The organism is Rhodococcus sp. UFZ-B548 (genome assembly GCF_903819475.1).
Taxonomy (GTDB): domain Bacteria; phylum Actinomycetota; class Actinomycetes; order Mycobacteriales; family Mycobacteriaceae; genus Rhodococcus_F; species Rhodococcus_F erythropolis.
Genome location: NZ_CAIJDS010000066.1, coordinates 1 through 22,882, shown reverse-complemented (window position 1 = coordinate 22,882; position 22,882 = coordinate 1). Strand labels below are relative to the sequence as shown.

Below are 22,882 nucleotides of genomic sequence, written 5' to 3'. Positions count from 1 at the left end.
ACCTTCAGCAGATGCTGCAGTGCGCTTCGTCTGTTTGACCACTACTTCGCGAAAGGCCAGTAGTCATGGAAGACGCGGGTGCCCTCGACCATCACAAGCGGCTCTACAACCTGGTGCGTCATCGTGTCCTGAGACCCGGCCTCTATGGAAAACAAGACGGTATGGTCGTCTTCGACCCGATCAGCGTGGAGGACTATGAGGATCGCATAGGGAGTAACGAAATCGAGTCACTCGCGTTTCATACCTGGTCCATGCGGAGAGGGATCTTCACTGTTGGGCGTAATGGCGAACTCGTCAACTATAAGGGTGTCGATTGTAGAGCCGTCGCCGATGACGTGAAGACGTGCGACATCTCCAGCGTTCTCGGCAGGACCCAGAAACGACACGAAATTGTGATCACGTATTTTGAGCATGGTTCGTAACAGGGGCACAAGAAGAACCCTCAAATACGCGTGAGGGGTGCCTCGCAGCTACATGACCTAATCGGCGAACACGATAAACTCGCGAAATACTACGGAAATTCCGTGCTTAAAATCCCGCCGATCGTGGGCATCCAGGCATGTCCGGAGGAGTTCTGCCTGAGGTACAACCTGCCTCTTCATTCGGAGGTATCTGAAGAGTTTCTCACCGGCCTGAGGGCGAGTGATGAGGACGATATGCGTAGAGGCAACTATGGAAAACTAAGGATACCCGGCCTGGTGAGGATGCAGGAAATGGGGGTACCCCATTCAACGAGATTTCAGACATGGGCGGAGTACTTCTCAACGCTCCCGCCCAAGGAGTTGCCGACCCTCTTGGATATCCCAGGTTTTCAGGCGGCCGTACTTGAAGAAGATAGGCGTTACAGCCTAGGAGCAGCATTTGGTCAAGCCACAAGGATATTGGAAAACCCTTTTAGGATATCAGACTTGGCCCATTATGTTGACACGAGAGACGCTAACAGTGTGAAGCTGATTCTCTATTATTCACGAACTAATTGTAACGACAGCTACCTGCTCTCTTATGCCGCCACCATGGGGAGAAATGTTGCCGGTCTCATGAATGAGCACTTGGCGAATCATCTTTGGTCACATAGACAGGACTTCGGCCTATCGGGAGAGATGTGCGATGAAGCTATCAACGACGTCACCCAGAATCTGACGAGAGACGATTGTGTAGAAGCCCACTCCTGCTGGGGCGACGATAGTGGGCAGATCTGCGGTGAACAAAGAGAGCAAATACCTGTTGGGGGCCTGAGGGCGAAGGAGTTGGCGAGCAGTATCATGACCGACAAGGTCAAGTTCTACTCCCAGGTCTATTTGCTCGCCTCGAACATGAAAGTAATCGAAGATGCCCGCAGGCTAGTGGGATACGAAGTGCCTGACAGATACGAAGACGCATTTATCAGTCAGTTCCTTGCTTTGTTGCAGAATAGAGAGGCTACCATCGCGGCAGTCCTCTCATGGGGTGATCGACTCTTCGGAGAGTCAGGCGAGCTACCACAGTCTCTCGGTGTAAGAGCGAAAAACACGATGAGAGGATTTGAGCAGTATGTTTCCGACTTCGCGGGAAGGCTAAGGACCATGGGATCATAGTTGCGCTAACACGGCAACCTTAGATCGGCTCGGCAGTCATTCCATTCACTGACATCACCGGTGTCGAGAAACTCCATCACACAGCGGGACGTCACCTGCGCCGTTGACCCGCTGGAACGCAGCTATATATAGCGAGGAAATGGAATGCGCCGGTACGCCGCACGCAAGGGCTGTCCGAGCCTGCTCCCGAGAGTGTCGTATCGGGTACCTTCGGTGCCGCTGTACCCGAAGTATTGGGGTTCGTGTTTCATCCTCGCCCATCGGAGCTGACCGTCCACGATTCCCGCGTACAGCCGCTTCGCGACCGCATGCTCCAGGCTGAAGCCGGTAGCCGCGTCGACCTCGGCCGCCAAGTTTGCGAAGTGGAGCAGCCAGGCACCGGCGGTGAAACTCATCAACCGCGTATCCGCTTTTCTCAGGTCTCTAGTGAGCCGGCACAGAATTTCGTCCTCATCGGTCGAAACCAAGAATCGCCGAATGTTGCTGACGATAATGCGCCCGGTGACCTTAATAACGGGCACGGCTCCCCCCACATCGTTTACGATCCAGGCCGCCGACCTATCGATCAGTTCGGCCTCACCGTTTCCTTTTCCGCGTCGGCTCAATACTGGATCGCCAGTATACGAGAGCACGCTAATCGAGTGTCCGTGTCGTGCCGCCGCTGACACGACATCGGCCACTGGAGCGCCGGAGTTCTCTGCGAGCACAATGCGGCACTCATCAGGATTGAGTTTAGCCGCGTAGAACGACACCGCTCGCAAGTAGTCCTTACGTCGCGTATCGCTGTCGCGGCGCACAAGCGCCGGCGCAAAGGAAACGGGGTTTATGGTCGCCGTGAGAAGTAATATTGGTTGAACAAACCGAGGACGCCCAGGTCGCATGTGCATAGGTCAGCCCCTTCGTGCTCGCGCAAGCCGTCGCAGCACCATTTCAGGACACAGCGGAATATTCTTCACTCTCGAACACGAAGTCGTACAGATCGAGCGGGCTGCACCCAGAGTCGCCCGATTCGAAGTAGATGGCGGTTCCCGGGCGTACGTGGCAGTACCAGCAGTTGACGGTGCAACGAATTTCCCGCGTCCAGTGGAACCAACTCGACGTGCAGACCGTCATCTGCCCGTCGGGTCCCTTCATCTGCATGTACTGATGCGGATCGGTCCAATTGTCGAGCACGTGGGATGACAGAGCGATCAGTTTTGCGAATGAGACATCGCCCTTGGTCACGACGCCGCTCTTCTTGAAGCCCTCGAGCTTCACGTACCCATCGACGAGTTCGAAGTCGAACCCCAGCGCTTCCAAGACGTCCAAATTGGTCGGATCCGAGTTGTCGAACGTGCTATCAACCTTTCCGGTCACGATCGCCACCATGGACGAGCACCTCGGTGCATCGCTGATGCCCAATTTCGCGCAGAGCGCTTTGATGTCCGATTTCAGACCGTCGTAGTTGTACTTCTTACCAGCGACTTCATTGGGGTCGAGATATCCGCCGTGCTTCAGGTACCTGTTTCCTTGCGCAGCCATTTCGATGATGGGAGTGAGGACCTCCATGGAGTCGTTCCTGCCCGGAATCAACGGTCGGATGTTCAACACGGTCTTCGGAAACTTCGCACACACCCGGAGGTAGTTGTCGAATCGAGCTTGAAGCGGCACCTTGCTCTCGCCGAGACCGGTCACTCCGCACATGATCCAGATGTTCGAATTGACGGAACTCAACACGTCGATCTGCTCGTCCGTGAGGATGGACTTCGTCGACACCTCGATCTCGCCTTGATAACCCTGTTCCGTGAGATAGGTGACCTTTTGCAGCGTGTCCGGCCATTGGTCGCGTTGGAACGGGTCGCCGAATGACGTGTTGATCGTGACGGGCAAATTCCCCAGCACCTTACGCGCGCGGTTCTTCAGGTCGTTCTTCACAACGGTCTTCTCCCAACGCGTAGATAACTAGATTGCGCATTTTAGCGTAGTTGGCGGGACAGCGGGAGACCAGCGACGAGACCGACTCCCCGGCCAGCTTCGTCAGCGCAAGCTTCCCGAACATCGCCCCTGCGACGGGATCAGACCGCGGCCGACCGGAACGGTGCGATGCCCGTCGGGGTGGTCATCGCGGCGCGGAGGCGGTTGCGCCCGAAATCGGCCGAGGCCCCGAGCGCCCCGACGAACGTCGTGCGAACCGACTCCGGGAGATCGTTCAACTGCGCCACCCCCGTCGAGAAGTTCTGCGTGTACTCGATCAGCGGCCGCTCGGTCTCCTCCCAGAACCGCAGCCGATCCGGGATGCCGCCCCCGCCGACGGTGACGGCGTGCGCGAGGCCGACGGCGTTCATCATCGCGCAACCGCCGCCCTGGCCGAGATAGGGAGGCTGCGCGTGCGCGGCATCGCCGAGCACCGCGACGCGGCCGGCTGACCATCGCTCGAGCGTGATGTGCTCGAACTCGGCCCAGTGGAGTTCATACCCGTTGAGCGCGGCGAAGAGCCCAGCCAGCTGGGGGAAGTCGTCGGTCCAGACCACCGGGTCGAGCCGGGGCGCCACGGAGGGGTGCCCCCTCGGCGATACGAGTGAGATGTAGAGCGACGCGTCGTTGATCGGCGTCCACAGCACGAAGCGCCGCCCGGCCATCCATTCGATGTACTTCGGCTCGTCGGCGTCGGGGAGGACTCCCGGAGTCCGCGGGATCAGGGCGCGGGTGCCCATCTGCCCTAGGCCGACCCGGGACTTCGTCAGCGCGAGCCCGTCACGGATGCGCGAGTTGACCCCGTCGGCGACGACAACGAGGTCCGCCGTCGCTTCCGTCCCGTCCGCGAACGACACCGAGCCGTCCAGGTGGGCGGAAACGCCTTCCATGTCCGTATGCACGTCGACGCCGAACTCCCTGCACGCTCTCGCGAGTCCGTCGATCAGCCGACTCCGCGTAGCAGTGAGCACCGTGACCGGCTTGCCGAGGCCGGTCTGGACCGAGGCCATGATCTCGTCAGCGGCGTTCCGCGTCTCGAGCGCCGGACCGTAGTGGGCACCTTCGATCGCCTCGTCGAGTACGCCGAGGTCGGCGAGCACCGCGAGCCCGTTGTTCCACAGGTAGATGCCGGAGCCATGCGCTCGCAGCGCCGACTCGCGTTCATAGAGCGCGACGCTCCAACCCCGTTTCGCGAGCGACGCCGCCGCCGTCAGGCCGCCGATGCCGCCGCCGATGATGCAAGCCGAGCCGAGCATGTCAGGCGCCGTAGAACGACGTGATCGAAGCGGCCACCTCGGCCGGGCTCTCGCGCGTGGGGAAGTCCAAGATTCCCACGTTCGTCACTGCGGCAATGAAGACGCCCATACCGGCTCCGACCATTGCTGTGAATCCAGACTCTTCCATATGCTCCCCTAAGGCTCAGTCCGGCAAGCTGCCCAGATGTCGAGTTCTTCCTCCCGACGCTCGGAGACAGTGGCAAAGATACACTGGAAGTTCTCTGCCTGGTCGCGCGACATCGGGATCGGCGGACAACACCGTGCTGGCGCCCGTGTGGGTCGGTGCCAGCACTATCGACGCGCGGTGCTCAGCGGCGGGACGTCACGGGGCTCTGCTCTGCGGTGGCCGGGAACGCTTCGCCGCGACGTCTGCGGCTGGGTGTCAGAACGAACACTCCGAAGACGAGGGTCAGAAGGCCGATTACGATCCAGGCCGTTGCGTAGCCTGCCGCGGCTGCGATCTCACCGAACACCCATGGCATGACGAATCCGCCGACTGCCGTGATCGTCAAGAGCAACCCGACAGCGGTACCGATCAGTTCAGGCGGAACACTGTGGTCATTGCCCGGCGCGGTCTGCCACACGGCGAAGCAGCCGTTGAAACCGAATCCGATCACGGCGGCGGACAGCCACAGCGTGTCAGGCCCAGAGACCGGCAGTGACAGGATGCCGAGTCCCTGGATGGCCAGGAAGAGCAGGAAGGTCGCACGAGCGCTCATCACTTGGTCGGCGAGAACGCCCGCCATGATGCTGCCCGGAATACCCGCGATTCCCACCAACAGGCCAGCGATCGCAACGACTCCCTCTGAGAAGCCCCGGTCGGCCGCTGCGTACACACCGATGAGCTGAGAGGCCGCAAAGTAGGCACCGTAACCACCGAAGAACGCGAGCCCGTATCGCCACAGGATGCGGTTGCGGAGAATCGCCGCGATGGCGGAACCGCTGAGCTTCACACCGAGCAGGCTGGGAATGCCTTTCGGGATGCGGTAGACCAACAGCACGACAAGGCTAGCGGCCAGTGTGACGAGACCGGCGAGAACGAGTGCCCCTCTCCACCCAAGGCCCTCGACGACCGGTGTCCAGGCGTAGAGGCCAACGGCGACCCCGGTGCTGAACGAGGCCGAGACGACGCCGAGCGCGACGGCGTGCTCATGGTTCTTGAACCAGACGCTCACTGCGGCGATGCAGACGGTGGCATAGATCGAAGCGGCGACACCAGCGAGGATGCGCGTGATGAGCAGCGCGGGGTACCCGTCGACGATGCCTGCCAACGACGTGAGTGCACCCTCCAGAGCCAGGCCGGTCACCATAGTGGCGCGGATCCCGAACTTCGCGGCGAGGAATCCGGCGGGGATGTGCATGATGCCGTAGCCAATGACGAAGCCGGAGATGAGCAGCGCCAGCTGGGGGAGATCTATCGAATACGCCGCGGCCACACCTCCGAAGGTCGTCGGCATGACGAACCAGTTGAAGGTCATCGCAACCAACCCGAGCGCGATCACGGCCAGCATGACCCATCGCATCGAGGCTTTCGGTTGAGTTTCATCATTCACAATGCGTCCAGCTTTCATTCTGGTTGGAGCGGTGAGGGGTGGAGGGGGTGCTGTCAAGTTGTTGAAAATGCCTGATCTGGGATGATCTGCAGGTGTCGTCCGCGTACAAGGGGTTGCGGTTTCCTCGAGAGATCATCTCCCACTGCGTGTGGCTCTATCACCGGTTCACGCTTTCGTTCCGCGAGATCGAATTGCTGATGGCGGCCCGAGGGATTGAAGTCACCTACGAGACGATTCGAACCTGGTGCACGAAGTTTGGGCGCGAATACGCCCGCACGCTGCGCCGACATCAACCAAACGCTGGCGACAAGTGGCATTTCGACGAAGTCTTTGTCAAGATCGGTGGCGTCCGCAAATACTTGTGGCGGGCTGTCGACCAAGACGGCAACGTGCTTGACATCCTCATCCAATCGAAGCGAGATGGCACGGCGGCGACCAGGTTCTTCACTATTGATGAGCGGGCCGATAGACCCGACTTCTTGAAGTCCATGAAGCCCCCCACCCCTTGCGGCCAAAATGGTTTCGTGGGGCAGGTCTGACTCAAGGTTCTTCTGACGCCACCGACAGGCGGCTGTCCTTTTCTTGACGTGTCGACCTGCCTGCACACGCACACGTGCAGCGCGAGTGGGCCGTCATGTCCTGATAGGAGTCTGACCAGATCCCGATAGTGAACGTCACTGACGCCCACCCGGGCTGCGCACCCACCAGAAAGAAGGGCGCAGTTCCATGGTGAACCACAATCCACACCCCGTCTACGGTGGCATCGACACCCATGCCGACACCCACCACGTCGCCGTCATCGATGCCCATGGCCGGCAGCTCGGAGACGTACAGATCCCCGCGACCACCGCTGGATACCGGACCGCAGTCCAGTTCCTCCAGTCCTGGACCGAGTTGGCCGGCGTCGGCGTCGAATGCACCGGCTCCTACGGAGCCGCAGTTACGCGCGAGATCACCGCTGCAGGCATCACAGTTCGAGAAGTCAACCGGCCCAATAAATTCGACCGACGAAACCGAGGTAAGACCGACACCTTCGACGCCTACTCCGCCGCCGAAGCGGTGCTCTCCGGCCGGGCCACCGCCGCACCGAAGGGCGCAGACGGGCTGGTTGAATCTATGCGCGTGCTGCGCACCACCAGGTCATCTGCGGTTAAGGAACGTACCGCCACCATCAACCAGATCAAGGCCATGCTCGTGGCCGGCCCCGCCGACCTACGCGCCCGCTACCAGGGCCTGAGCAACAGCAAGCTGACGGCCGCACTGTCGGCCAGCCGCCCGCCACGCACGCCGGTGACAGCGGGCGAGGCCACCCGATATGCCCTGCGCGTGCTGGCTCAGCGCTGGCTGCTGCTCACTGAGCAGATCCGGGACCTCGCCGCGCATCTGAACCGCCTGCTGCACGAGCACGCACCTGCCCTGATGGACGTCTTCGGGGCCGGCCCGGACACCATCGCCCAGTTGCTGATCACCGCGGGCGATAATCCCGAGCGCTTGCGCTCAGAGGCTGCGTTCGCGGCGTTGACCGGTACCTGCCCGGTCCCCGCCTCCTCGGGGAAGACCAACCGGCATCGGCTCAACCGTGCCGGCGACCGGCAGGCCAACTCCGCGCTCTACCGCATCACCATCGTCCGGATCCGATACGACCAATCCACCCGTGACTACGTCGACCGCCGTATCGCCGAAGGGCAAGACTAAATTGGAGGCAATCCGCTGCATCAAGCGTTACATCGTCCGCCAGCTCTACCCGATCATCCTGGTCACTCTGCAACCCGCGAAATAGCTTCTCAGGCTTGACATATGTCTATAGGAGTGTCATCCAACTCGCCAGGGCTGCGCAGTGGCCGGCGCCGGAGTTGTCTCGTAGTCCGAAGCTCGCTGCGATGTCGTCGCGGTCCCGCTGTTTGAGGCCTTCGCAGAGGCGGGAGAGGCCACCGAAGTCGAGGATCTCGGTGACCACCCATACCGGTAGCGGTCCACCGTATTTTCATTTACGGGTGAAATGCTTGGAAAATTCTTCTTTCGAACGACTCTGGTCCTGCTGAACTTTGCGTAGCCATTTGGCGTGCGCACTTTCGAGCCAGGCAGAATAGGCGGGAGGCAGCGAGGGATCGAGACGCCGACGAACTCGGTGCTCAGGGCGTTCGGGTCGGTGTGGGCGAACGCTCCGCGGCGACCCAGTGTGTGTCCGACACGCAGGCGCATGGCGACTTCGATCCGTTCGATCGCGTCGAGGACCAGCAGTTTGAGTTTCCGGTCGAATTCGTACAGGTCGAGGATCTGTTCGAACGAGGTTCCGGGGGTGAAGTGGTCTTCGATGACCGGGGTGCTGCCGGCGGGTTGGTTGCGGATGCGGTGGGGGTACCAGTAGCCGCTGAGTCGGTAGTAGCCGATCGAGTGCAACCAACGCTCCGCGGCGGTGGTGTCCGAGATGGTCATGCCGCGTGATTGCAGCAGTTCTCGTTGTTCTTCGATGGTCTTGAATGGTTTGCCGTAGGCGGAGTGGTTCACGAGATAAAGAAAACCAGCCTCCCCTCAGGACTGATCGTGAACCAGCGAAGTCGCGCAATGGCCACCTACGCAGCCGGTCTCGTTTTGTTAGCAGTATCGATACAGGGTTGAGTGCTGCCTGGCGTGGCTGAAGGGCGAGTCGATGCTCAATCTGTCGCGGAGTGGTGGTGCAACGAATAGGCAGGGGCGAGGCCTTTTCAGTGGTGTCAGCACCAGCGGCTACGGCGGCATATCCCGCCGCCGCCTCCACCTCCGCCGCTCCCGCCACCACTGTTGGTGTATGTGGGGGCGTCGATGTAGATGTTTCCGTTCTCGTCGAACTTGTATTTCGTGTAGTCGTCGTCGCTGGTGTAGAGCGTGCCGTCAGGGCCGGCTCGTAGTCGGTCGAGCTCAGTTTTCTGCTCGGCCTTGATGATTGCGGCATCGTCGTCGTCGCGGCATTGCGCTTGCAGTCCGATGCGGTTGTCCCAAGCGTTTTGGTATGCGGCGAACAATGCGGGCCATCGCAATGTGTTCGGGGCTGCGGTGTTGGACTGTTGGGCGGCTGCGAGCTGCTGGTCGAGTGGTTTCGTCGATAGGACGGATAGGTTGATGGCAGGCATATCGAGTGTGCCGAGACCTTCGGCGAGAAGAATTTCGTTGAGCAGGATCTCAGGGTCTGTTGATGCGCTGGTAGCGGGAGGGGCCGTGGTAGTCGTGGTTGCCGTTGCCGTTGCCGTTGCCGTTGCCGTTGCCGTTGCCGTTGCCGTTGCCGACACAGCCGTGGTGGTGTCGGCACCTCCCGAGATGTACACGTACCCGCCGGGTGTGAGTGGCATGGAACGCACGACCCGCACAGCGGTACCGAGCGGTGCCAATTCGGTTAACCGCTGAAGCACCGCAGCATGATTCGAGTCGCTGGCGGTGTAACCGCCGCAGCTCACCGTACCGACGTGGTTGATATCGATGCGGGTTCGTTCTCCGTAGATGTTGATGTAGAGGCCTGGACCGGAGCCGGATGCCGCGTCGTAGTCGACGACCGAGCCCTCCCATTCGGTCCTTTGCCGCACGGGGATCGGCGCCGCGGAGGTTGTCGATCGGAGTGAGGCTTCGGGCGTCGCGGCGCGCGTGGAGCTTGTCGGAGCTGCGACTGAGTCCGTGGATCGATCGTCGTCGTTGATGCAGCTGCCGAACATTGCCAGCACTAGTACGGCGCCAAGTCCCCAACCGAACTTCTGCTTCGTCGTCGCCATGAACCCCTCCGTCGCTGCTCGGTGCCGTCACCGAAGCCCGACGAAGCATAGATGACCTTGACCAGGCGACCAGCAGTCTGTCCGCCAATGTTGTCAGGTTGCTGTCACCTTGCATCGGAGTCCGTTGTGTCGGTCCCGCAGTGTTCGACCAGTGCTGAGACGTCGAGTATGGCGGTGCTTGATGCAGGGCTGTTGACACTACGTCGTCGGGTATCGGTTCGGGCGGTGACGTCATGGCGTTCTATCGGAGGCTGCATCAGGTGAGGGCCGGGTAGTGGTAACACGGTCGTCGTTGTTGAGTTGGTGTCGGTGTCGACCGACTTGGACGACGTGGCTCACATCGTGTTGCCGTGAATCACTTAGTGAGCCATAATATGAAACATGGATGTGAAACGACTGCCGGTGACTCTCGACAGCGACGACCAAGCGGAACTGGCTGTGTTCTCGGATCCGGATCGCCTCGAATCGGGGATTCTGCGTGAGTGGGCGCAACAGCACCACATCACCGTCCGCGACAATTCCGAGTCCGGAATCGTCCGCGCACTGCTGCGGGTGGGAGCGGAATCGCTTCGGGAGAAGGCACTCGAGGCCGGCTACGCCGAACTTGCGAAGGATCAAGCCGAGGGTCTGGGCGAACAGCGCACGCGGCGTGGCCGCTACGCCGAGCGCGTCGATCAGGCTTACGGCGAATGACGGCCGCGCTACGCGGGCAGATCTACTGGTTCGACATGGGGCACGGCGAAAAGCCGTGGGTGGTGGTGTCCAACAACGTCCGCAACCGCAACCTGAACACCGTCCTCGCAGCACGCGTGACCACCACACCGAAGCCGGGCGTCCCGACTGCCGTCCCACTCGGACCCACAGATCCTCTCGTCGGGTCGATCCTGGCGGATGACCTCATCCAACTCTTCGACGACGAGATCGCGGCGAGTCGCCAGGCCGGTGCGTTGTCTCCTGCCACGGTGCTCAAGCTCAACAAAGCGCTCGCTATCGCTCTCGGTCTGCCGTAACCGGAACGACATTCGTGCAGTTGTGGCGCCGCCGAAGTGGGGATCACGACTGCAGATGCGGTCTACGGGCTGGCGACCTCGAGCGCGGCTGCGGCGAGTTGCCGGCAGTGCGACGGCCTAGGCGGACTGGCGTTTGCGCATCAGCTCAAGGTTGAATGCTGCGGCCGCTCGTTGGATATGGTTCGCCTTCAGGACTTGTTCAAGCGCAGGAGGACCTCGCGTCGTATTCGGAATCTGGCAAATAGTGTGCTCCAGAACGTCAACGAACCAGACATTTGCTATTGCCAAAACAGCCACGCACCAGGACAGGAGATCCGTCAACGTGGACGCCACGCCGTCGTCGTGTCGGGTCGAACCGTCATTACCGTTCTGTTTCACGGTATTGAGTATTGGCAGGCCTCCGTCCACTCTGAACTGAAGGCGTCAGCATGACAACATCATTAGTTATTGGGATCTTGGTCGCCGTGATCGTGATCGGGCTGACAGTCCAGATCGTCAGGGAACGTAATAGCACTGTGCGAGAACGGGATCGGGCGGATCTCCATCACGCCAAACTGTCCAACTTCGAGGCTGCCTTCGCCAGTTCCGCAGGACGAGGAGAGCTGGGCGAAGCAGCACTGCTCCGGACGGTCGCCGCGGCAGGCTTGATCGAAGGCGTTCACTTCCACCTCCAGCGTGAGAGCAGTGGGAGCAGTCAGGGACGCCCCGATCTGACACTGGTCCTCGGCAACGATCGTCACATGATGGTCGATTCCAAATGTGTCATAGCGCCGTACTGGGACGCCCTTGACGCCGCGGACGACAAGGAGCAGAAATCCGCCCTCAACACCCTCGTCCAGAGTGTCCGCAAACATGCCACGGAGCTACGCGGACGACAATACGACAGTGCTGGAAACGATCTGACCGGCGTCATTTTGTTCGTCCCCACCGATGCGGTCGCAACGGCAGCGATCAGCACCGACCCAACACTCTGGCAGTACCTGGCAGCAAAAAACATACTCCTCAGCGGTCCTACCGGTCTGTTGCTCTTGGCGAACTGCGCACATGCAGCCACAGCAGGAGCCGTCATTGATGCGAACCTTGGCCGAATCGCTTCTTTCGCAACACAAGCGGTGAACGAAGCGCGGGCAACTATCCAGTCCTTTGACAAGGCAAACAAGCAACTCAATCAGTCTGCAAGTAATCTCGCTGCCGGTCACCGACATTTGGGGACTCTCACGGCCGCGCTCAACGAACTCAGCGGAATTGCCGGGGTCGGGGTCAGCATTGATGCACCCAAACCGATCAAGGCTGCCGGCGTGTCGACTCTTGACGTTGCAAGTTTCGACGACGATCTTGTCGACTGAGTTTGCGACGTACGCAGCTTCCGTTATCAGCCGGTGTCGATCCGCGACTTCCTCAGTTCGATCACCCAGAGACTGGGTACCTGGTCCTATCGGGGCTGTCACTTGCTGGTCTGTCCAGTAGCGGTGTCGATGAAGGTCAGCGACTGGTCAGCGACTGGTCAGCGACTGGTCTGCGACTACGGTACGGAAAACGACTTTGGAGAGCCGACATTTGAGAATCAGGAGTGCTCCCATGCCTCCGTCGCCGTTCTTTCTGCGCCAGTCGATTGATTCGCGGGCCGGGAGGGTAGTACCGCGCTTGAGCCAGAGTGATCCGATGAATGCTGGCATTGATGCGCCGGTTTCCGTTGCGTGAGAGACGGTGTCGGGCGTGATTCGACGAATACGCCGGTAACGGTGCAGTCCCGTCGTGGCGGATGAGACGCATCCTTGGAGTGGAATCGGCGGTCTCGTCGAGGATCTTCGCCGCTGTCAAAGCGCTGCAGCCCTGGATCGCGAGCAAGGACGGTGCCAACATTGTGGTCCGGGAAGGTGATCTCGGCGGCGAGTTCGTCGATCTCGATCTTCATCGGTCGGAGTTGGTTGACGAGGCGGTCTGAGAGGTCGACCATCAGTCCGGCGTAGTCAAACGTATGCGCCTGAATCTTGGAATGGGTACTGGTCCGATCGCGAGCGATTCAAACTGCCCAGGGAACACGTCGTAGCAGGGTATGTTTGGGGGCCTTACGGAGGAGAGTGTCCATGGACTTCGCGTCAGCGATTCACAACCGGCAGTTGATCTCCTTTACATATGATGGTTTACCACGGGTAGTGCAACCCGCCACATTTGGTCAAACAACCACAGGCAAGCTGTCGCTTTGCGCCTGCCAGATAGATGGCAGTAGCCGTCGGAATACCCCACCGTGCTGGGAGTTATACACCGTGGCGAAGATCGTGGGTCCGGCCTTTCACGGCACCGTATTTTCGAACTTCGCACAGCCTGGGTACACACGATTCGATTCTGCATTCACTCGAATTATCGCCGAACACTAGTTTGGCGATAGCGACTTCGGCCCTGCGCTGCCACGCATTCAAGGTTTTTCGTTACGCGGATAAGTTTCGATTGCTGAACGTAATTTCGACGAAAGGTAGGTTTGGCGCCCACGGGAGCGCACCGTTCTTCACTCTTTCTCCTCGATGAAGTGCAGGGCACAGACGGTGCCACCGGTAGCTATTCGACCAAGCCTGTTTCGGAACCAAGACGATGGTGCAGACTCGGAGTTCACCGCGGATGGTCCGTACCGGGACGTGTTTGACAGTTTGATCTAAATATTCGCGCAATGCGCTCGCGAGGTTCACATTTCGCTGGCAGTAACACCGCAGTTGGTGACAGAGCCGATGTCGCACCCGAAGATGAGGAATTAGCACGTCAATGGCTGAGACAGATGTTGGTCGAAGTACAGGAAATGTCGCTGTGCGAGTGGTCCGCCAGCAACGCACTGCAGTACAGCAAGAGTTGACCGCTGCGCTCGACGCTTTTCACGAGCCCGTGACGGGTTCTCCTCGCGCCCGCGACGCCGCATGGTTGGACGATCGAGGGCAGCGCGAGATTGAAGGACTCAAGGGAATTTTCGGGATCGGGGTCGAACATACCGCCGAACTTCTGCGCGTCGCCCGCGAACACTCCGTCGCCATCGAGATTCTGTTGGATGCCGAGGAAATCCTGCCTATCCCCATGATGTCGCTTGTCCGCTCGGTCCACGAGGCGCTGCTCGAGGCGTGCTGGCTGACCGACCCCGCTATCGGTTCCGACCAGCGCATCGCAAGGGCAGCCGCCGCTTGCCTCGCTTCCGTACAGGGAAATCTGTCGCCGCTGAATCAATTGCCGAACACCGGCATTCGGGTCGCTGAGGTGCAGGAGTCAGTCGAGGGGATGCACGCACTGTTGAAGCAGTTCGGTTTCGACTTGCGCTACGACAAGGCCGGCGCTCTCGTGACGGCGGTGATTTATGGGGAAGGCCGTGCCGCACTGAAGATCAACGTCACGGAGCTGAATGGTCTTTACATGCCGGGATCGGAGCACATGTGGTCTCTGGGGTCCGGTGGTACCCACTCGCGGCACTGGTTCACTGCTGGTTTGGAGGGATCTCGGGATCTGCTTGCCATAATGATTGTTGCGCCGATGCTCGACTTCGTCGACGCTGCAATCGACAACATTCACGGGTATCTCGGTTTGCCCACCCGGGAATTTCACAAGCGCGCTCACCAGCGGCGCATAGCTCTTCTTTCCAGACGGAACGAAGAGGTCTCACGAGAAGTCTTCTCGGCCGGATACGACGAGTATGCCGCAGCTCGCATCCAGCCGCGAGTGTCCGCAGGCTGATCACGGGGGGAGCGCTGGACCGTGCAAGCGCACGCACGGGCAGCGATTCGGTCGAGGCTTGAGGGTGACCACCGATCACCACTGTGTTGCGACGACTGTAGACCTCACCCCATCGCCGTGGGCCCGTCAGATTGACATTTCCAAAGGAGTGCAACAGCTTTCGTGCTGCCACGGATCCGTAGTCCCGATGAGCTGTGGCCTCACATTGAGGACGGTGTGGTGCGACCAGCTGAAAGGGTGAGCGCTGCGACGTGACGGATCCCGCCATTGGTGTCCGCTACTTCGATGACGTCGAGTGCGTCGCCGAGCCACGTTGCGATGGTTTTGGGAGGTACGCGTTTGAGTGCGAGGAGGAAGCCAATTCGCTTGTCGGCGTTCTGATATGACGCAGCTTGTTTCAGATAGGACTTCTTCTCGGGCAGGGGCTTCTTGGTTGAGTCGGCTTTGAGTTCGACATACAAGTTGAATCCAGGGAAAGCGAACTCGACGTCTGTTCGGCCTCCAGCGATGCGTCTAACTTCGGTCCTTACACTGCCCAGATGTCCACTTGATGCGATGAATGTTTGCAGATCCCGCGCGAGGTCTTCCTCGCTGGCATCGTGGTCGTACAGGTACGGTGCGGCGGCATCGCTGAGCCCGGTTCGTGTGTGCAGAAACGTCACGAGTAACAGAGTTAGAGAATCGACGGCATCACGTACATCGCCCTGGTAGTCAGGAGATGAGCTAAAGCCCAGGCGTGCTTTCTCGAGAAGCTGATCAGCGACGAGACTGCCTGTCGTGAACATGGCCGATTCTCGTCGCGCGAGCACAGCTGCCATGACCCGGTCCGTGTTGGGCGCGTTGAACGCCGGGGTCGCGGTGCTGTCGGCCGGGGAATTCGCGTCACCGGCAAGGCGTTTTGGGGGCGTACCGCCGTGAATGACGAGCCGTGTGCGTGCATGGTCGCGGAGCCGTATCGCGACGGGAAGGTCCTCGGTCTGCTCGGCGGTGGCGGTGCCAGCGTCGACGCAGTTCTGCAGGTACGCGACATGGTCCTCCAAATGCCTTAACAGGGAGGCGCTTTCGGCGAACCCTTCCTCCAGGCTGGGAGCGATGATGCCGCGAACTGCTCTATCGTCTTCTGCCCGGCAGAAGAGTCGTTGCGATCCCGTCGTTCGGTAGAGGTCGACGATGTTGTCTATGACCGCTGGGGGGTTGTACCAACTTGGTTTGGACAATTCGCGGTGTGCGCCTTGCAGCTGCAGTACAAGTCGACTCCACGCAGCATTGCTGGCGGCGATCCGGTCGCCGATCCAGTGGCTGCTGTGGTCGGAGAAGTGCAGATACTCGCGAACATTCGAACTGATTCGGTCGATGAGACCGTCGTCGGGGACAGTTCTCGCGCTAAGGAGCGCCCGTAGTAGGGAAGCCACATCCACGGCTATCATCACGTCCACGCGATCGTCCTCGGCGATTGCCGGTGAGAGACGAGCGATTGCGTGGTCCAGGTGCGAAATTGCGGCAGTCGTGTCAGGTGCCCGCAATGCCCGCAGGACCGCCACCCGAGACAGTGCGATCCCAGCGTCTGACTGTATGGCTTCGGTAACGTCGCGGACCGCTTCCGGGTCTGTCGGGGGCTTAAAGGTACCTTCAGTTGGTGTGAGGCCAGCGACGCGTTCCAATGCGGGGGAGAGACTTTCGGCTTCGGTCCACGCGTCGATGCACAACCCAATAGCTCGTACGACTGCTCGGGTGTACACCTCTGGCGCCGGACCTGGGGATGCCGCCAAGTGGGCGAACAGGTCCCACCGGTCAGCCCAATTGCCCAACCGCAGGCGCGTTGCGTACTCCAGCGCGGTCGCTGCTCGCAGGACCGAGATCTGCTCTGTATCGAATGTCGGGAATTGCGCTTGGGAAAGAATCTCAGTGGCGAGTTCCCTGCCGCAGTGGGTCAGGATCGGGGCGCATTCGAGAACTCCTTCGAGGCTGTCGCGAAAAAGCGCGGGGCGCTGAGTCGACAGAATGGCGGTGCAGATCGCACGACTGATCGCGGGAATTGCCTCGTCGGGGGGCGACATCCCTGCGCCCGATGGCGGGGTAGCACCGGCGGCTTCGCAGGTCAGGTGAACGACAGGAACCAGAAGCGGGTTGTCGACGAGCGCTGCAACGAGGCTGGGTAGGTCTTCCCACGCCCCTAGGTCGTTGACTGTGAGCACGCGTTCGGCTGTTGCTGCCAGTAGCTCCTTGATCCTGGTCGCGATGCCGGGATGTGCGCTATCGTCCCCGGCCTGGGGCGTAGTCATACGAGGATCTGCACCCGAGCTGTCGATCATTTCGATTCTCCTCCGCTCACCCACATGTTCTACCGTGACGGACTGACAACGGAGGGTCTAGCGTGCGGCGCTACCAGACGAAATTCGTTCCGTGTCCAACTCTGCAGCGGTCTTCGCCGAGGAGGTTGACCAGAGCGTTCGTGTGTCTGGTTCCGATAAAGACCTGGACGTCAGCCTCGGTGGCCGCAGTGTGTAGGGCCGCGAGCATTGTGTCGAAGTCGTCGTCGTCGACTTCCTCGGCGCCGGGAGCATCGACGAACAGTAGACCGGGATGGCGGCCAATACCGGAGTCGAGGCCTTGTCGAATTAACGCAATTGCGGTGGCCAGCTTGAGCCGCATCTTTTCACCTCTCTCCAGTTTGCTGTAATTGTCTTGGGTACCACCCGTTGTGACTTTCATCCGTGCTGCACCATCGAGTTCCACTGCCGTTAGATTCGCCATACCAAACGCCCTTGCGAGGCGGGTGATTGACGAACACAGCTCCTGTAGGAGTTCACGCTGGGGGTCGGTCACCCATCTCGACAAGATCTTGCGCGCCGAGTCCAGGATTCTCGCCTGTTCGCGGAGGTCATCGATCGAACCTTGGCTCGGGCCGAATGTGGCTGTGTCGGGTGCGAGTGCCTGCGCTGCACCTTCTGCGCGAGCAAGCGCGAGTTCGGCATCGCGCCGTTGCGTGATGATCTCCTGCGCGGATTGACTTGCCGCGATGACCTGCGCAGCCTCGGCCCGCTCCCCGCGGATGACTTCATGCACTGCGATTGCCTCGTCGAGCCGTTCCTTGGCATCTCGGGTGGCTAGTTCCAATGCCGTCACGGTGTCAATGGTGTCTGAATCGTCGTCGTCGCCCTCGGGTTCTTGGGCGTCGGCGAACTTGGCGCGCTCGTCGTCGTTCGCCGTGGTGGATACGACATGGTGATGGCCAAGTGCTTCGATGTCGAGGTCGTGGGTGCACACAGAGCAGGACGTACCATCGGACTCGGCCTTGCGGCGTTCTCGGGTAACCGGGGCGGAACAGCGTGGGCACATCGTCGGTCTCATCCGTTGGAAGAAGCGCACGGCGACCGCGTCTTCCATGGCTTGGTGCTGGCGTGCTTTCTCCGCGGCCAGCTGAGCGGCGACCTCGGTGTGCGCGGTCCGGTAGTCGAGTACTTGCTGATGTGCGTGCGAGCCGCGCAGATCGAGAGTTCCAATTCTCTCGACTGCATCCGCCAACGCGTCTAGGTCGGCTGGAGCTGAAGGTAGGGCGGTCATCCGGCGGCGCGCGACAGCGACGTCCTCGAGTGCCCGTTGATGTGCCGAATTGATCGCGTTGGCATGGGAATTGAATTCTGCCTGAAGCTCGTTCAGCCTGCTCTCGACAACCTTGTGCGCCGATGAAGCCTCGGCACGTGCGCCAGCCCACTCGGAGCCAATGAACATCTGCAGCAACCGACTTGGCAGGCCATCCCACTGCCGATCGCCGACAAGGTAATCGAGTGTGTCACCACGGATCAGTAGCGCTCCAGCGTAAGTGGGCCATGCGTGCTGGCGTCGCTTGCCTTGACTGGAAGCGGCGATCTCCGGCAGTCGTAGCGCCGACATCATGGTTGACCCCATGACTTCCTCGAACTCGTCGTCGTTCGAGAAATGAGAAGCTACGGACAATTCTCCCTGATGTTCACGAAAGAGGTGTCCGTGTGGGACACCGTTGACGACGTCGAATACCACCGCGTGGCCGACGTCGTCGACCTCGAATACGAGGTTCACATGCTCAATCCAACTTCGAACATCGCTGCGCAAGTCGCATCGGCCACGTAGCGCCCACATCATGATCCGTAAGACACTGCTCTTTCCACGCAGATTCTTGTCGCTTCCAACCCCGTGCAGACCTGATCCCAGTGTCCAGTCAAATTTCACGGGCACATGTTCGACAGCATCCTTGTTGACTTCCTCGCCGGCAGCGTTGACGCCGGTAAGGGTCTTGGTAGCAGCGAAGCGCAGTCGCCGAATGCGTAGCCGCGAGGGAGAGGGCGTTGTCGCGGATGTGCTGACGTGGTGGTCCGCGAGAAACGCGTCCACCACAGTCGTGTCCAGATCGAGCTTCTCAGCGACCGACCGCCCCAACTTGCTCACAGCTGCTCCTCTGACATGTCGGTTTGGTTTTTCTCTTCGGCGGCGACTGCGTTCTCAGCTAGACGCTTTCGGACTTGCTCCTCGATCGAGGCGATCGGATTACCCCATCGCGCCTCTGCGTAGGTTTCCTGGTCATACTGCCGCTCCTTGAGTCGAGTGCCCGAATCTCGGCCGGCGACAAGGTGGACTAATTCCGCCTGCTTGCTGTACCAATCCAGGATCGTGGTCGCAGCCATTTCGTCGGCCACGCGAGCGCCGTCCTCTGAAAGGAAGAACTGATTGTTCGATCTCTTCGGTGGCACGCCCCGCCTTCTCACTTTCGCGAGTCCGTATGAGGCGAGAAGGCTGAACGCGTCGTCGATACGCTCATAGGCCCCATAGAACCATTTCGGGGTGGGGTAGTGATGGAGTGCAGGTTCGGGATCGTTCAGTAGCCCTTCCGCGATTGCGAGATATGAGACGTCGAGAGCGTCCTTGTCGACAGCGGTGATGACTTCATCAGCTAGATAGTCGGGGTTGACGAGCCAAAAGTTCAGCGCCTGGAGGCGCTTTTCGCTCCTAATCACTTGGACCATTCCGGCTGGGTCGTTCCCGCCTGTTACCTCCCCGCACACACGCAGCAATGCGAGAATGCGCACGGCCTGCTGGGTGGTGGTCGAGGGGCTGCGCGTCATGCGTCCTCCTAGTGTCCGGGACGTGGCCGGCGTGTTGGGTGATGGGGCCATGGCTTTGCAGGTCAGGTAGGGACTATGTCGAGTATCCGAAGGAAGTCGTTTTCGGTGAATACCTCGATCTTTTGCCCCTTGTCGCGCAGTTCGAGGGCCTTCCTCGCCTTGCGGGTGGTGAAATCCTCGAGTGAGTTGCCGATGAACCCGTCACCGATGACTAGCATCGTGGTCTTCTTCGTGACGCCCTTCGGCTGAGGGTTCGCCCCGAGCGATGCGAGCAGTGTGCAGACGGGCTCCCTCGCGAATGCTGTTAGCCCGCCGGTGAAGCTGACCCATTCCCCGTAGAGAGGATGATTCGGGTCGGCATCGGTGTTCGTTTTGGGAAGGTCGAAGCGGGTCGAAGTGCCGCGGCGCCGGATGGCCATGCCGTTGAGGCCCTCCGGTCCAAACTTGCCTGGTTGCGTGTGCGCGGCTTCGCACAGTCCCGACAGGTTCTGTGCGCCCGCGTTTTGGGCCAAGGCCAGCACGAGTTTCGCGGCCATAACAGCGTCTGCCCCCGCACTGTGATGGCCGGTGGAGTCGAACCCGAAGTGCTCAGACACGAACGGCAGCCGGTAGCTAATCAGATCCAGTAGACGGCGGGATAGGGTCAAGCTGCACCCGGTAACCAGGTTCGGAATCGAAACACCAGCGAATGAACTCGCTGCGTATAGATGTCCGAAGTCGAAGTTCGCGTTGTGTGCATACACAGGTCGCTCACCGATCAATGCGAACATTTCCCGCAAACATTCACCGGTCTCCGGGCTGTTGGCGACGTCGGAAGCCGTGATCCCGTGGACCTTTGTGTTGTACCAATGAAATCCACCCACTTCGGCTGGTGGGCGGCACCGCCAGCTATGCACGAGAGTGATCGCACCGGCCTCGACCACGGCCAGCCCGATCTCGCAGATACTCCCCTTCGTCGAGTTTGCGGTCTCGACATCAACGACAGCGAAATCCTCGATCATGTCGTCGATCCCAGAGTCACGAGTGGTAGTGGACGAAGATCCTCCCCGCCAAGCGGCTTGAGGAAGGCGCGTTGCACGCGTTGCTTTTCGACTTGCTCCCACGCTGCGGCGAGTCGTTCGAACCCGCGGGCCAGCGGAAATGCGGCACCGATACGCTCATCACCAGGAGGTTTGACAAGGCTGGCGACCTCATCGGGGAAGGGGATGTCGGGCCAGTCCGGAGGTGTTGGCTTGGTTCGAACTCCAAAGGCGTGAGTCTCGAAGGCGTCCTGCAGCTTGGTAACCTCTGCCCGGATAGCATCGACGGTTCCCGCTACGTCAACAATGCCCAGATGCGGAATCGCAAGACGCTCGATCAGATCAGTGCTACCTGCCAACACAATGAACCGTTCCGCGATCAAGGATCTCACGCGATCGGGGTGTAATTCGTCTATGGAAAAGCACCAAGCTCCGGACATGCGGGGCATCGGGGCGCCGACCGCGGCGGTATGCCCGACGTCGACATGCCAGATACCCACGGTGCCGCTACCGCTGATCTCGTCGATAACGACGATGGGCTTGAAATAGCTAGTTGGCATGCGGGCGGAACCCTTCTGGGCGGTGAATAGATATGTCGGACTGTAGTTCAAGATTTGAGCACCGTTTAAGGTTGGGAGGAGTGAAGGCCGCTGAGTCTCTCATGAGAGCTACTCGGGGGAGTGTCATCCGAATGAATGACGCTCCCGCCGAAGGCAACCCACCCGATCCTTGACGCCGAGGGGCCGTTTACGTGTTGACCTGCGATGATGGCACGGCAATGGGGTGTGCCCGTGGATTTGGCTTGCGACGGCGGTGGGTCTTGAACGTGGCAAGTCCGGCGTTGAAGTTGTTCAGTTCATGTGAGGTTCACCCCGGATGGTGGACACCGAGATAGCGGGACCGAGGGTTCCGCTGGGAGGATGTCCTCATGTCCCGCACTCGCAGGTCTTTTACGACCGAGTACAAAGTCGAGGCCGCCCACCGGGTGATCGATTCCGGCCGCACGATCGCCGAGGTCTCCCGTGAACTGGGCATCAACGAAGCCCTGCTCGGACGCTGGGTCGCCGACGAACGACGACGCGTCGATGCTGCCGCAGAGTCTGGCGATCAACCGTTGACTGCCGCCGAACGCACCGAGCTTGCTCGGCTGCGCAAGCAGGTCTCCGAACAGGAGAAAGACATCGCATTCCTGAAAAAAGCGTCCGCGTACTTTGCGGCGAATCAACAAAAGTAGAGCGCTACTCGTTGATCGCTGCGGAGTGCGCGAACTTCGCGGTCCACCGGATGACGCGGCTCCTCGATGTCTCGACCTCCGGCTTCTACAAAAACCAAGGACTCAGTGTTCGAACAGGATTGGGCGAACGGAAACAGCGCCGCGCGGACTTGGAAGTGAAGATCCTCGACATCCACAGAGAATCGAAAGGTGTGTACGGGTCCCCTCGGATCACCGCCGAACTGCACGACGGCGGAGAGATCATCACCGAGAAGACTGTCGCCAAACTCATGCGATCACTCGGCATCGTCGGGATCAGCCCGCGGACATTCAAGATTCGCACCACTGTCGTCGATCCGCTCGCCTCGTTTCCGGACGACTTGGTGCAACGGCAGTTCGATCAAGGCCGGCTCGATGCCGTCTGGACATCCGATATCACGTACCTGACCTGCGGTGAAGGTGACATGTATTTGTGTGCGATCAAGGACGAGCACTCGAAGAAGGTTCTGGGATGGTCGGTGGCGGATCATATGCGGACCGACCTTGTCATCGCAGCCTTGGACATGGCCGTCGAAGCGCGCGGCGGCGGTGTAGCCGGCACAATCATGCACTCGGACAGAGGAAGTCAGTACACTGCAGAGATCATGAAGCAGGCGTGCGAGCGATACGGGCTGCGCCGTTCGATGGGAGATACCGGAATATGCTGGGATAACGCCGGTGCCGAAAGTCTGTGGTC

25 protein-coding genes and 1 pseudogene are annotated in these 22,882 nt (G+C 60.2%); 11 read left to right on the top strand and 15 right to left on the bottom strand.

All coding sequences use genetic code 11. The features are described from left to right. Window positions 1-65: 65 nt before the first annotated feature. Window positions 66-422 (top strand): hypothetical protein, encoded by a 357-nt coding sequence (locus tag H7C86_RS33190; RefSeq protein ID WP_182263119.1) that lies wholly within the window; start codon window positions 66-68, stop codon window positions 420-422. A gap of 102 nt (window positions 423-524) precedes the next feature. Then, window positions 525-1,574: a hypothetical protein gene (locus H7C86_RS33185; RefSeq protein ID WP_182263118.1), complete on the top strand. Its 1,050-nt coding sequence runs from the start codon at window positions 525-527 to the stop codon at window positions 1,572-1,574. 122 nt (window positions 1,575-1,696) lie between these two features. Here H7C86_RS33185 and H7C86_RS33180 read toward each other — a convergent pair whose 3' ends face one another. The 5 genes from H7C86_RS33180 to H7C86_RS33160 all read right to left on the bottom strand — a co-directional run bounded on the left by H7C86_RS33180 (window position 1,697) and on the right by H7C86_RS33160 (window position 6,357). Further along, window positions 1,697-1,969, bottom strand: coding sequence for a hypothetical protein (locus H7C86_RS33180; protein ID WP_182263117.1), 273 nt, complete (start codon window positions 1,967-1,969; stop codon window positions 1,697-1,699). 535 nt (window positions 1,970-2,504) lie between these two features. Then, entirely contained in the window at window positions 2,505-3,488 is a 984-nt protein-coding gene (locus H7C86_RS33175; RefSeq protein WP_182263116.1) for a hypothetical protein, read from the bottom strand. A gap of 140 nt (window positions 3,489-3,628) precedes the next feature. After that, the gene (locus H7C86_RS33170; RefSeq protein WP_182263115.1) at window positions 3,629-4,783 is read right to left on the bottom strand and encodes an NAD(P)/FAD-dependent oxidoreductase; all 1,155 of its coding nucleotides are present in this window, start codon (window positions 4,781-4,783) and stop codon (window positions 3,629-3,631) included. A 1-nt stretch (window position 4,784) separates the two neighbouring features. Next, the gene (locus tag H7C86_RS33165) at window positions 4,785-4,931 is read right to left on the bottom strand and encodes a hypothetical protein (RefSeq protein WP_182263114.1); all 147 of its coding nucleotides are present in this window, start codon (window positions 4,929-4,931) and stop codon (window positions 4,785-4,787) included. Window positions 4,932-5,112: 181 nt separating this feature from the next. Further along, the gene (locus H7C86_RS33160; protein WP_182263113.1) at window positions 5,113-6,357 is read right to left on the bottom strand and encodes a nitrate/nitrite transporter; all 1,245 of its coding nucleotides are present in this window, start codon (window positions 6,355-6,357) and stop codon (window positions 5,113-5,115) included. 92 nt (window positions 6,358-6,449) lie between these two features. On the opposite strand from H7C86_RS33160, the gene H7C86_RS33155 reads away from it, so the two are divergent. Together H7C86_RS33155 and H7C86_RS33150 are read left to right on the top strand one after the other, a co-directional pair. After that, window positions 6,450-6,896 (top strand): IS6 family transposase, encoded by a 447-nt coding sequence (locus H7C86_RS33155; RefSeq protein ID WP_220463495.1) that lies wholly within the window; start codon window positions 6,450-6,452, stop codon window positions 6,894-6,896. 187 nt (window positions 6,897-7,083) lie between these two features. Next, entirely contained in the window at window positions 7,084-8,052 is a 969-nt protein-coding gene (locus tag H7C86_RS33150) for an IS110 family transposase (protein ID WP_228232950.1), read from the top strand. A 106-nt stretch (window positions 8,053-8,158) separates the two neighbouring features. Here the strand turns inward: H7C86_RS33150 and H7C86_RS38075 are convergent, their stop codons facing one another. The 3 genes and pseudogenes from H7C86_RS38075 to H7C86_RS33140 all read right to left on the bottom strand — a co-directional run bounded on the left by H7C86_RS38075 (window position 8,159) and on the right by H7C86_RS33140 (window position 10,097). Then, window positions 8,159-8,314, bottom strand: coding sequence for a hypothetical protein (locus H7C86_RS38075; protein WP_397517286.1), 156 nt, complete (start codon window positions 8,312-8,314; stop codon window positions 8,159-8,161). A gap of 182 nt (window positions 8,315-8,496) precedes the next feature. Then, window positions 8,497-8,793: pseudogene (locus H7C86_RS38070) on the bottom strand (Abi family protein); the annotation flags it as partial. Between the two features lie 278 nt (window positions 8,794-9,071). Next, entirely contained in the window at window positions 9,072-10,097 is a 1,026-nt protein-coding gene (locus H7C86_RS33140) for a hypothetical protein (protein WP_182263111.1), read from the bottom strand. A gap of 381 nt (window positions 10,098-10,478) precedes the next feature. On the opposite strand from H7C86_RS33140, the gene H7C86_RS33135 reads away from it, so the two are divergent. Both H7C86_RS33135 and H7C86_RS33130 read left to right on the top strand, forming a co-directional pair. Continuing rightward, window positions 10,479-10,790, top strand: coding sequence for a hypothetical protein (locus H7C86_RS33135; protein ID WP_182263110.1), 312 nt, complete (start codon window positions 10,479-10,481; stop codon window positions 10,788-10,790). Next, complete coding sequence (locus H7C86_RS33130) at window positions 10,787-11,107, top strand: type II toxin-antitoxin system PemK/MazF family toxin (RefSeq protein ID WP_182263109.1); 321 nt, start codon at window positions 10,787-10,789, stop codon at window positions 11,105-11,107. The genes H7C86_RS33135 and H7C86_RS33130 overlap by 4 nt, the downstream gene beginning before the upstream one ends. Window positions 11,108-11,224: 117 nt before the next feature. Here H7C86_RS33130 and H7C86_RS37025 read toward each other — a convergent pair whose 3' ends face one another. Further along, window positions 11,225-11,485, bottom strand: a complete 261-nt coding sequence (locus H7C86_RS37025) for a hypothetical protein (protein WP_220463494.1) — start codon at window positions 11,483-11,485, stop codon at window positions 11,225-11,227. 50 nt (window positions 11,486-11,535) lie between these two features. Here H7C86_RS37025 and rmuC point away from each other — a divergent pair, with 50 nt between their 5' ends. After that, entirely contained in the window at window positions 11,536-12,453 is a 918-nt protein-coding gene (gene rmuC, locus H7C86_RS33125) for a DNA recombination protein RmuC (RefSeq protein ID WP_182263108.1), read from the top strand. Window positions 12,454-12,589: 136 nt separating this feature from the next. On the opposite strand, the gene H7C86_RS38065 is transcribed toward rmuC, so the two are convergent. Continuing rightward, a complete protein-coding gene (locus H7C86_RS38065; RefSeq protein ID WP_397517287.1) occupies window positions 12,590-12,928 on the bottom strand; it encodes a transposase in 339 nt (112 codons plus the stop codon). Here H7C86_RS38065 and H7C86_RS37605 point away from each other — a divergent pair. Continuing rightward, window positions 12,870-13,052 (top strand): hypothetical protein, encoded by a 183-nt coding sequence (locus tag H7C86_RS37605; protein ID WP_228232958.1) that lies wholly within the window; start codon window positions 12,870-12,872, stop codon window positions 13,050-13,052. The genes H7C86_RS38065 and H7C86_RS37605 overlap by 59 nt on opposite strands. An 812-nt stretch (window positions 13,053-13,864) precedes the next feature. Further along, the gene (locus tag H7C86_RS33115; RefSeq protein WP_182263106.1) at window positions 13,865-14,815 is read left to right on the top strand and encodes a hypothetical protein; all 951 of its coding nucleotides are present in this window, start codon (window positions 13,865-13,867) and stop codon (window positions 14,813-14,815) included. Between the two features lie 200 nt (window positions 14,816-15,015). Here H7C86_RS33115 and H7C86_RS33110 read toward each other — a convergent pair whose 3' ends face one another. The 5 genes from H7C86_RS33110 to H7C86_RS33090 all read right to left on the bottom strand — a co-directional run bounded on the left by H7C86_RS33110 (window position 15,016) and on the right by H7C86_RS33090 (window position 21,493). Continuing rightward, window positions 15,016-17,127, bottom strand: coding sequence for a hypothetical protein (locus tag H7C86_RS33110; protein ID WP_182263105.1), 2,112 nt, complete (start codon window positions 17,125-17,127; stop codon window positions 15,016-15,018). A gap of 70 nt (window positions 17,128-17,197) precedes the next feature. Continuing rightward, entirely contained in the window at window positions 17,198-19,240 is a 2,043-nt protein-coding gene (locus H7C86_RS33105; RefSeq protein ID WP_182263104.1) for a hypothetical protein, read from the bottom strand. Beyond that, window positions 19,237-19,914 carry a hypothetical protein gene (locus tag H7C86_RS33100; RefSeq protein WP_182263103.1) on the bottom strand — a complete coding sequence of 226 codons (678 nt, stop codon included), beginning with the start codon at window positions 19,912-19,914 and terminating at the stop codon, window positions 19,237-19,239. The genes H7C86_RS33105 and H7C86_RS33100 overlap by 4 nt, the downstream gene beginning before the upstream one ends. A 62-nt stretch (window positions 19,915-19,976) precedes the next feature. After that, window positions 19,977-20,915 carry an exonuclease domain-containing protein gene (locus H7C86_RS33095; protein ID WP_182263102.1) on the bottom strand — a complete coding sequence of 313 codons (939 nt, stop codon included), beginning with the start codon at window positions 20,913-20,915 and terminating at the stop codon, window positions 19,977-19,979. After that, window positions 20,912-21,493: a hypothetical protein gene (locus tag H7C86_RS33090; RefSeq protein WP_182263101.1), complete on the bottom strand. Its 582-nt coding sequence runs from the start codon at window positions 21,491-21,493 to the stop codon at window positions 20,912-20,914. The genes H7C86_RS33095 and H7C86_RS33090 overlap by 4 nt, the downstream gene beginning before the upstream one ends. A gap of 368 nt (window positions 21,494-21,861) precedes the next feature. Between H7C86_RS33090 and H7C86_RS33085 the strand changes: the two genes are divergently transcribed. Then, window positions 21,862-22,167, top strand: a complete 306-nt coding sequence (locus H7C86_RS33085; RefSeq protein ID WP_029256938.1) for a transposase — start codon at window positions 21,862-21,864, stop codon at window positions 22,165-22,167. Next, window positions 22,119-22,882 (top strand): IS3 family transposase (locus H7C86_RS33080; RefSeq protein ID WP_259349375.1); only part of this gene is annotated, 764 nt, incomplete at its 3' end. The genes H7C86_RS33085 and H7C86_RS33080, both read left to right, overlap by 49 nt.

Excerpts from the sequence above, each read along its gene's own strand:
- H7C86_RS33190 (WP_182263119.1), top strand. The coding sequence starts at position 66 with ATGGAAGACGCGGGTGCCCTCGACCATCACAAGCGGCTCTACAACCTG.
- H7C86_RS33180 (WP_182263117.1), bottom strand. The coding sequence starts at position 1,969 with ATGAGTTTCACCGCCGGTGCCTGGCTGCTCCACTTCGCAAACTTGGCG.
- H7C86_RS33170 (WP_182263115.1), bottom strand. The coding sequence starts at position 4,783 with ATGCTCGGCTCGGCTTGCATCATCGGCGGCGGCATCGGCGGCCTGACG.
- H7C86_RS33165 (WP_182263114.1), bottom strand. The coding sequence starts at position 4,931 with ATGGAAGAGTCTGGATTCACAGCAATGGTCGGAGCCGGTATGGGCGTC.
- H7C86_RS33150 (WP_228232950.1), top strand. The coding sequence starts at position 7,084 with ATGGTGAACCACAATCCACACCCCGTCTACGGTGGCATCGACACCCAT.
- H7C86_RS33140 (WP_182263111.1), bottom strand. The coding sequence starts at position 10,097 with ATGGCGACGACGAAGCAGAAGTTCGGTTGGGGACTTGGCGCCGTACTA.
- H7C86_RS33135 (WP_182263110.1), top strand. The coding sequence starts at position 10,479 with ATGGATGTGAAACGACTGCCGGTGACTCTCGACAGCGACGACCAAGCG.
- H7C86_RS33130 (WP_182263109.1), top strand. The coding sequence starts at position 10,787 with ATGACGGCCGCGCTACGCGGGCAGATCTACTGGTTCGACATGGGGCAC.
- rmuC (WP_182263108.1), top strand. The coding sequence starts at position 11,536 with ATGACAACATCATTAGTTATTGGGATCTTGGTCGCCGTGATCGTGATC.
- H7C86_RS37605 (WP_228232958.1), top strand. The coding sequence starts at position 12,870 with ATGAGACGCATCCTTGGAGTGGAATCGGCGGTCTCGTCGAGGATCTTC.
- H7C86_RS33115 (WP_182263106.1), top strand. The coding sequence starts at position 13,865 with ATGGCTGAGACAGATGTTGGTCGAAGTACAGGAAATGTCGCTGTGCGA.
- H7C86_RS33110 (WP_182263105.1), bottom strand. The coding sequence starts at position 17,127 with ATGATCGACAGCTCGGGTGCAGATCCTCGTATGACTACGCCCCAGGCC.
- H7C86_RS33100 (WP_182263103.1), bottom strand. The coding sequence starts at position 19,914 with ATGACGCGCAGCCCCTCGACCACCACCCAGCAGGCCGTGCGCATTCTC.
- H7C86_RS33095 (WP_182263102.1), bottom strand. The coding sequence starts at position 20,915 with ATGATCGAGGATTTCGCTGTCGTTGATGTCGAGACCGCAAACTCGACG.
- H7C86_RS33090 (WP_182263101.1), bottom strand. The coding sequence starts at position 21,493 with ATGCCAACTAGCTATTTCAAGCCCATCGTCGTTATCGACGAGATCAGC.
- H7C86_RS33085 (WP_029256938.1), top strand. The coding sequence starts at position 21,862 with ATGTCCCGCACTCGCAGGTCTTTTACGACCGAGTACAAAGTCGAGGCC.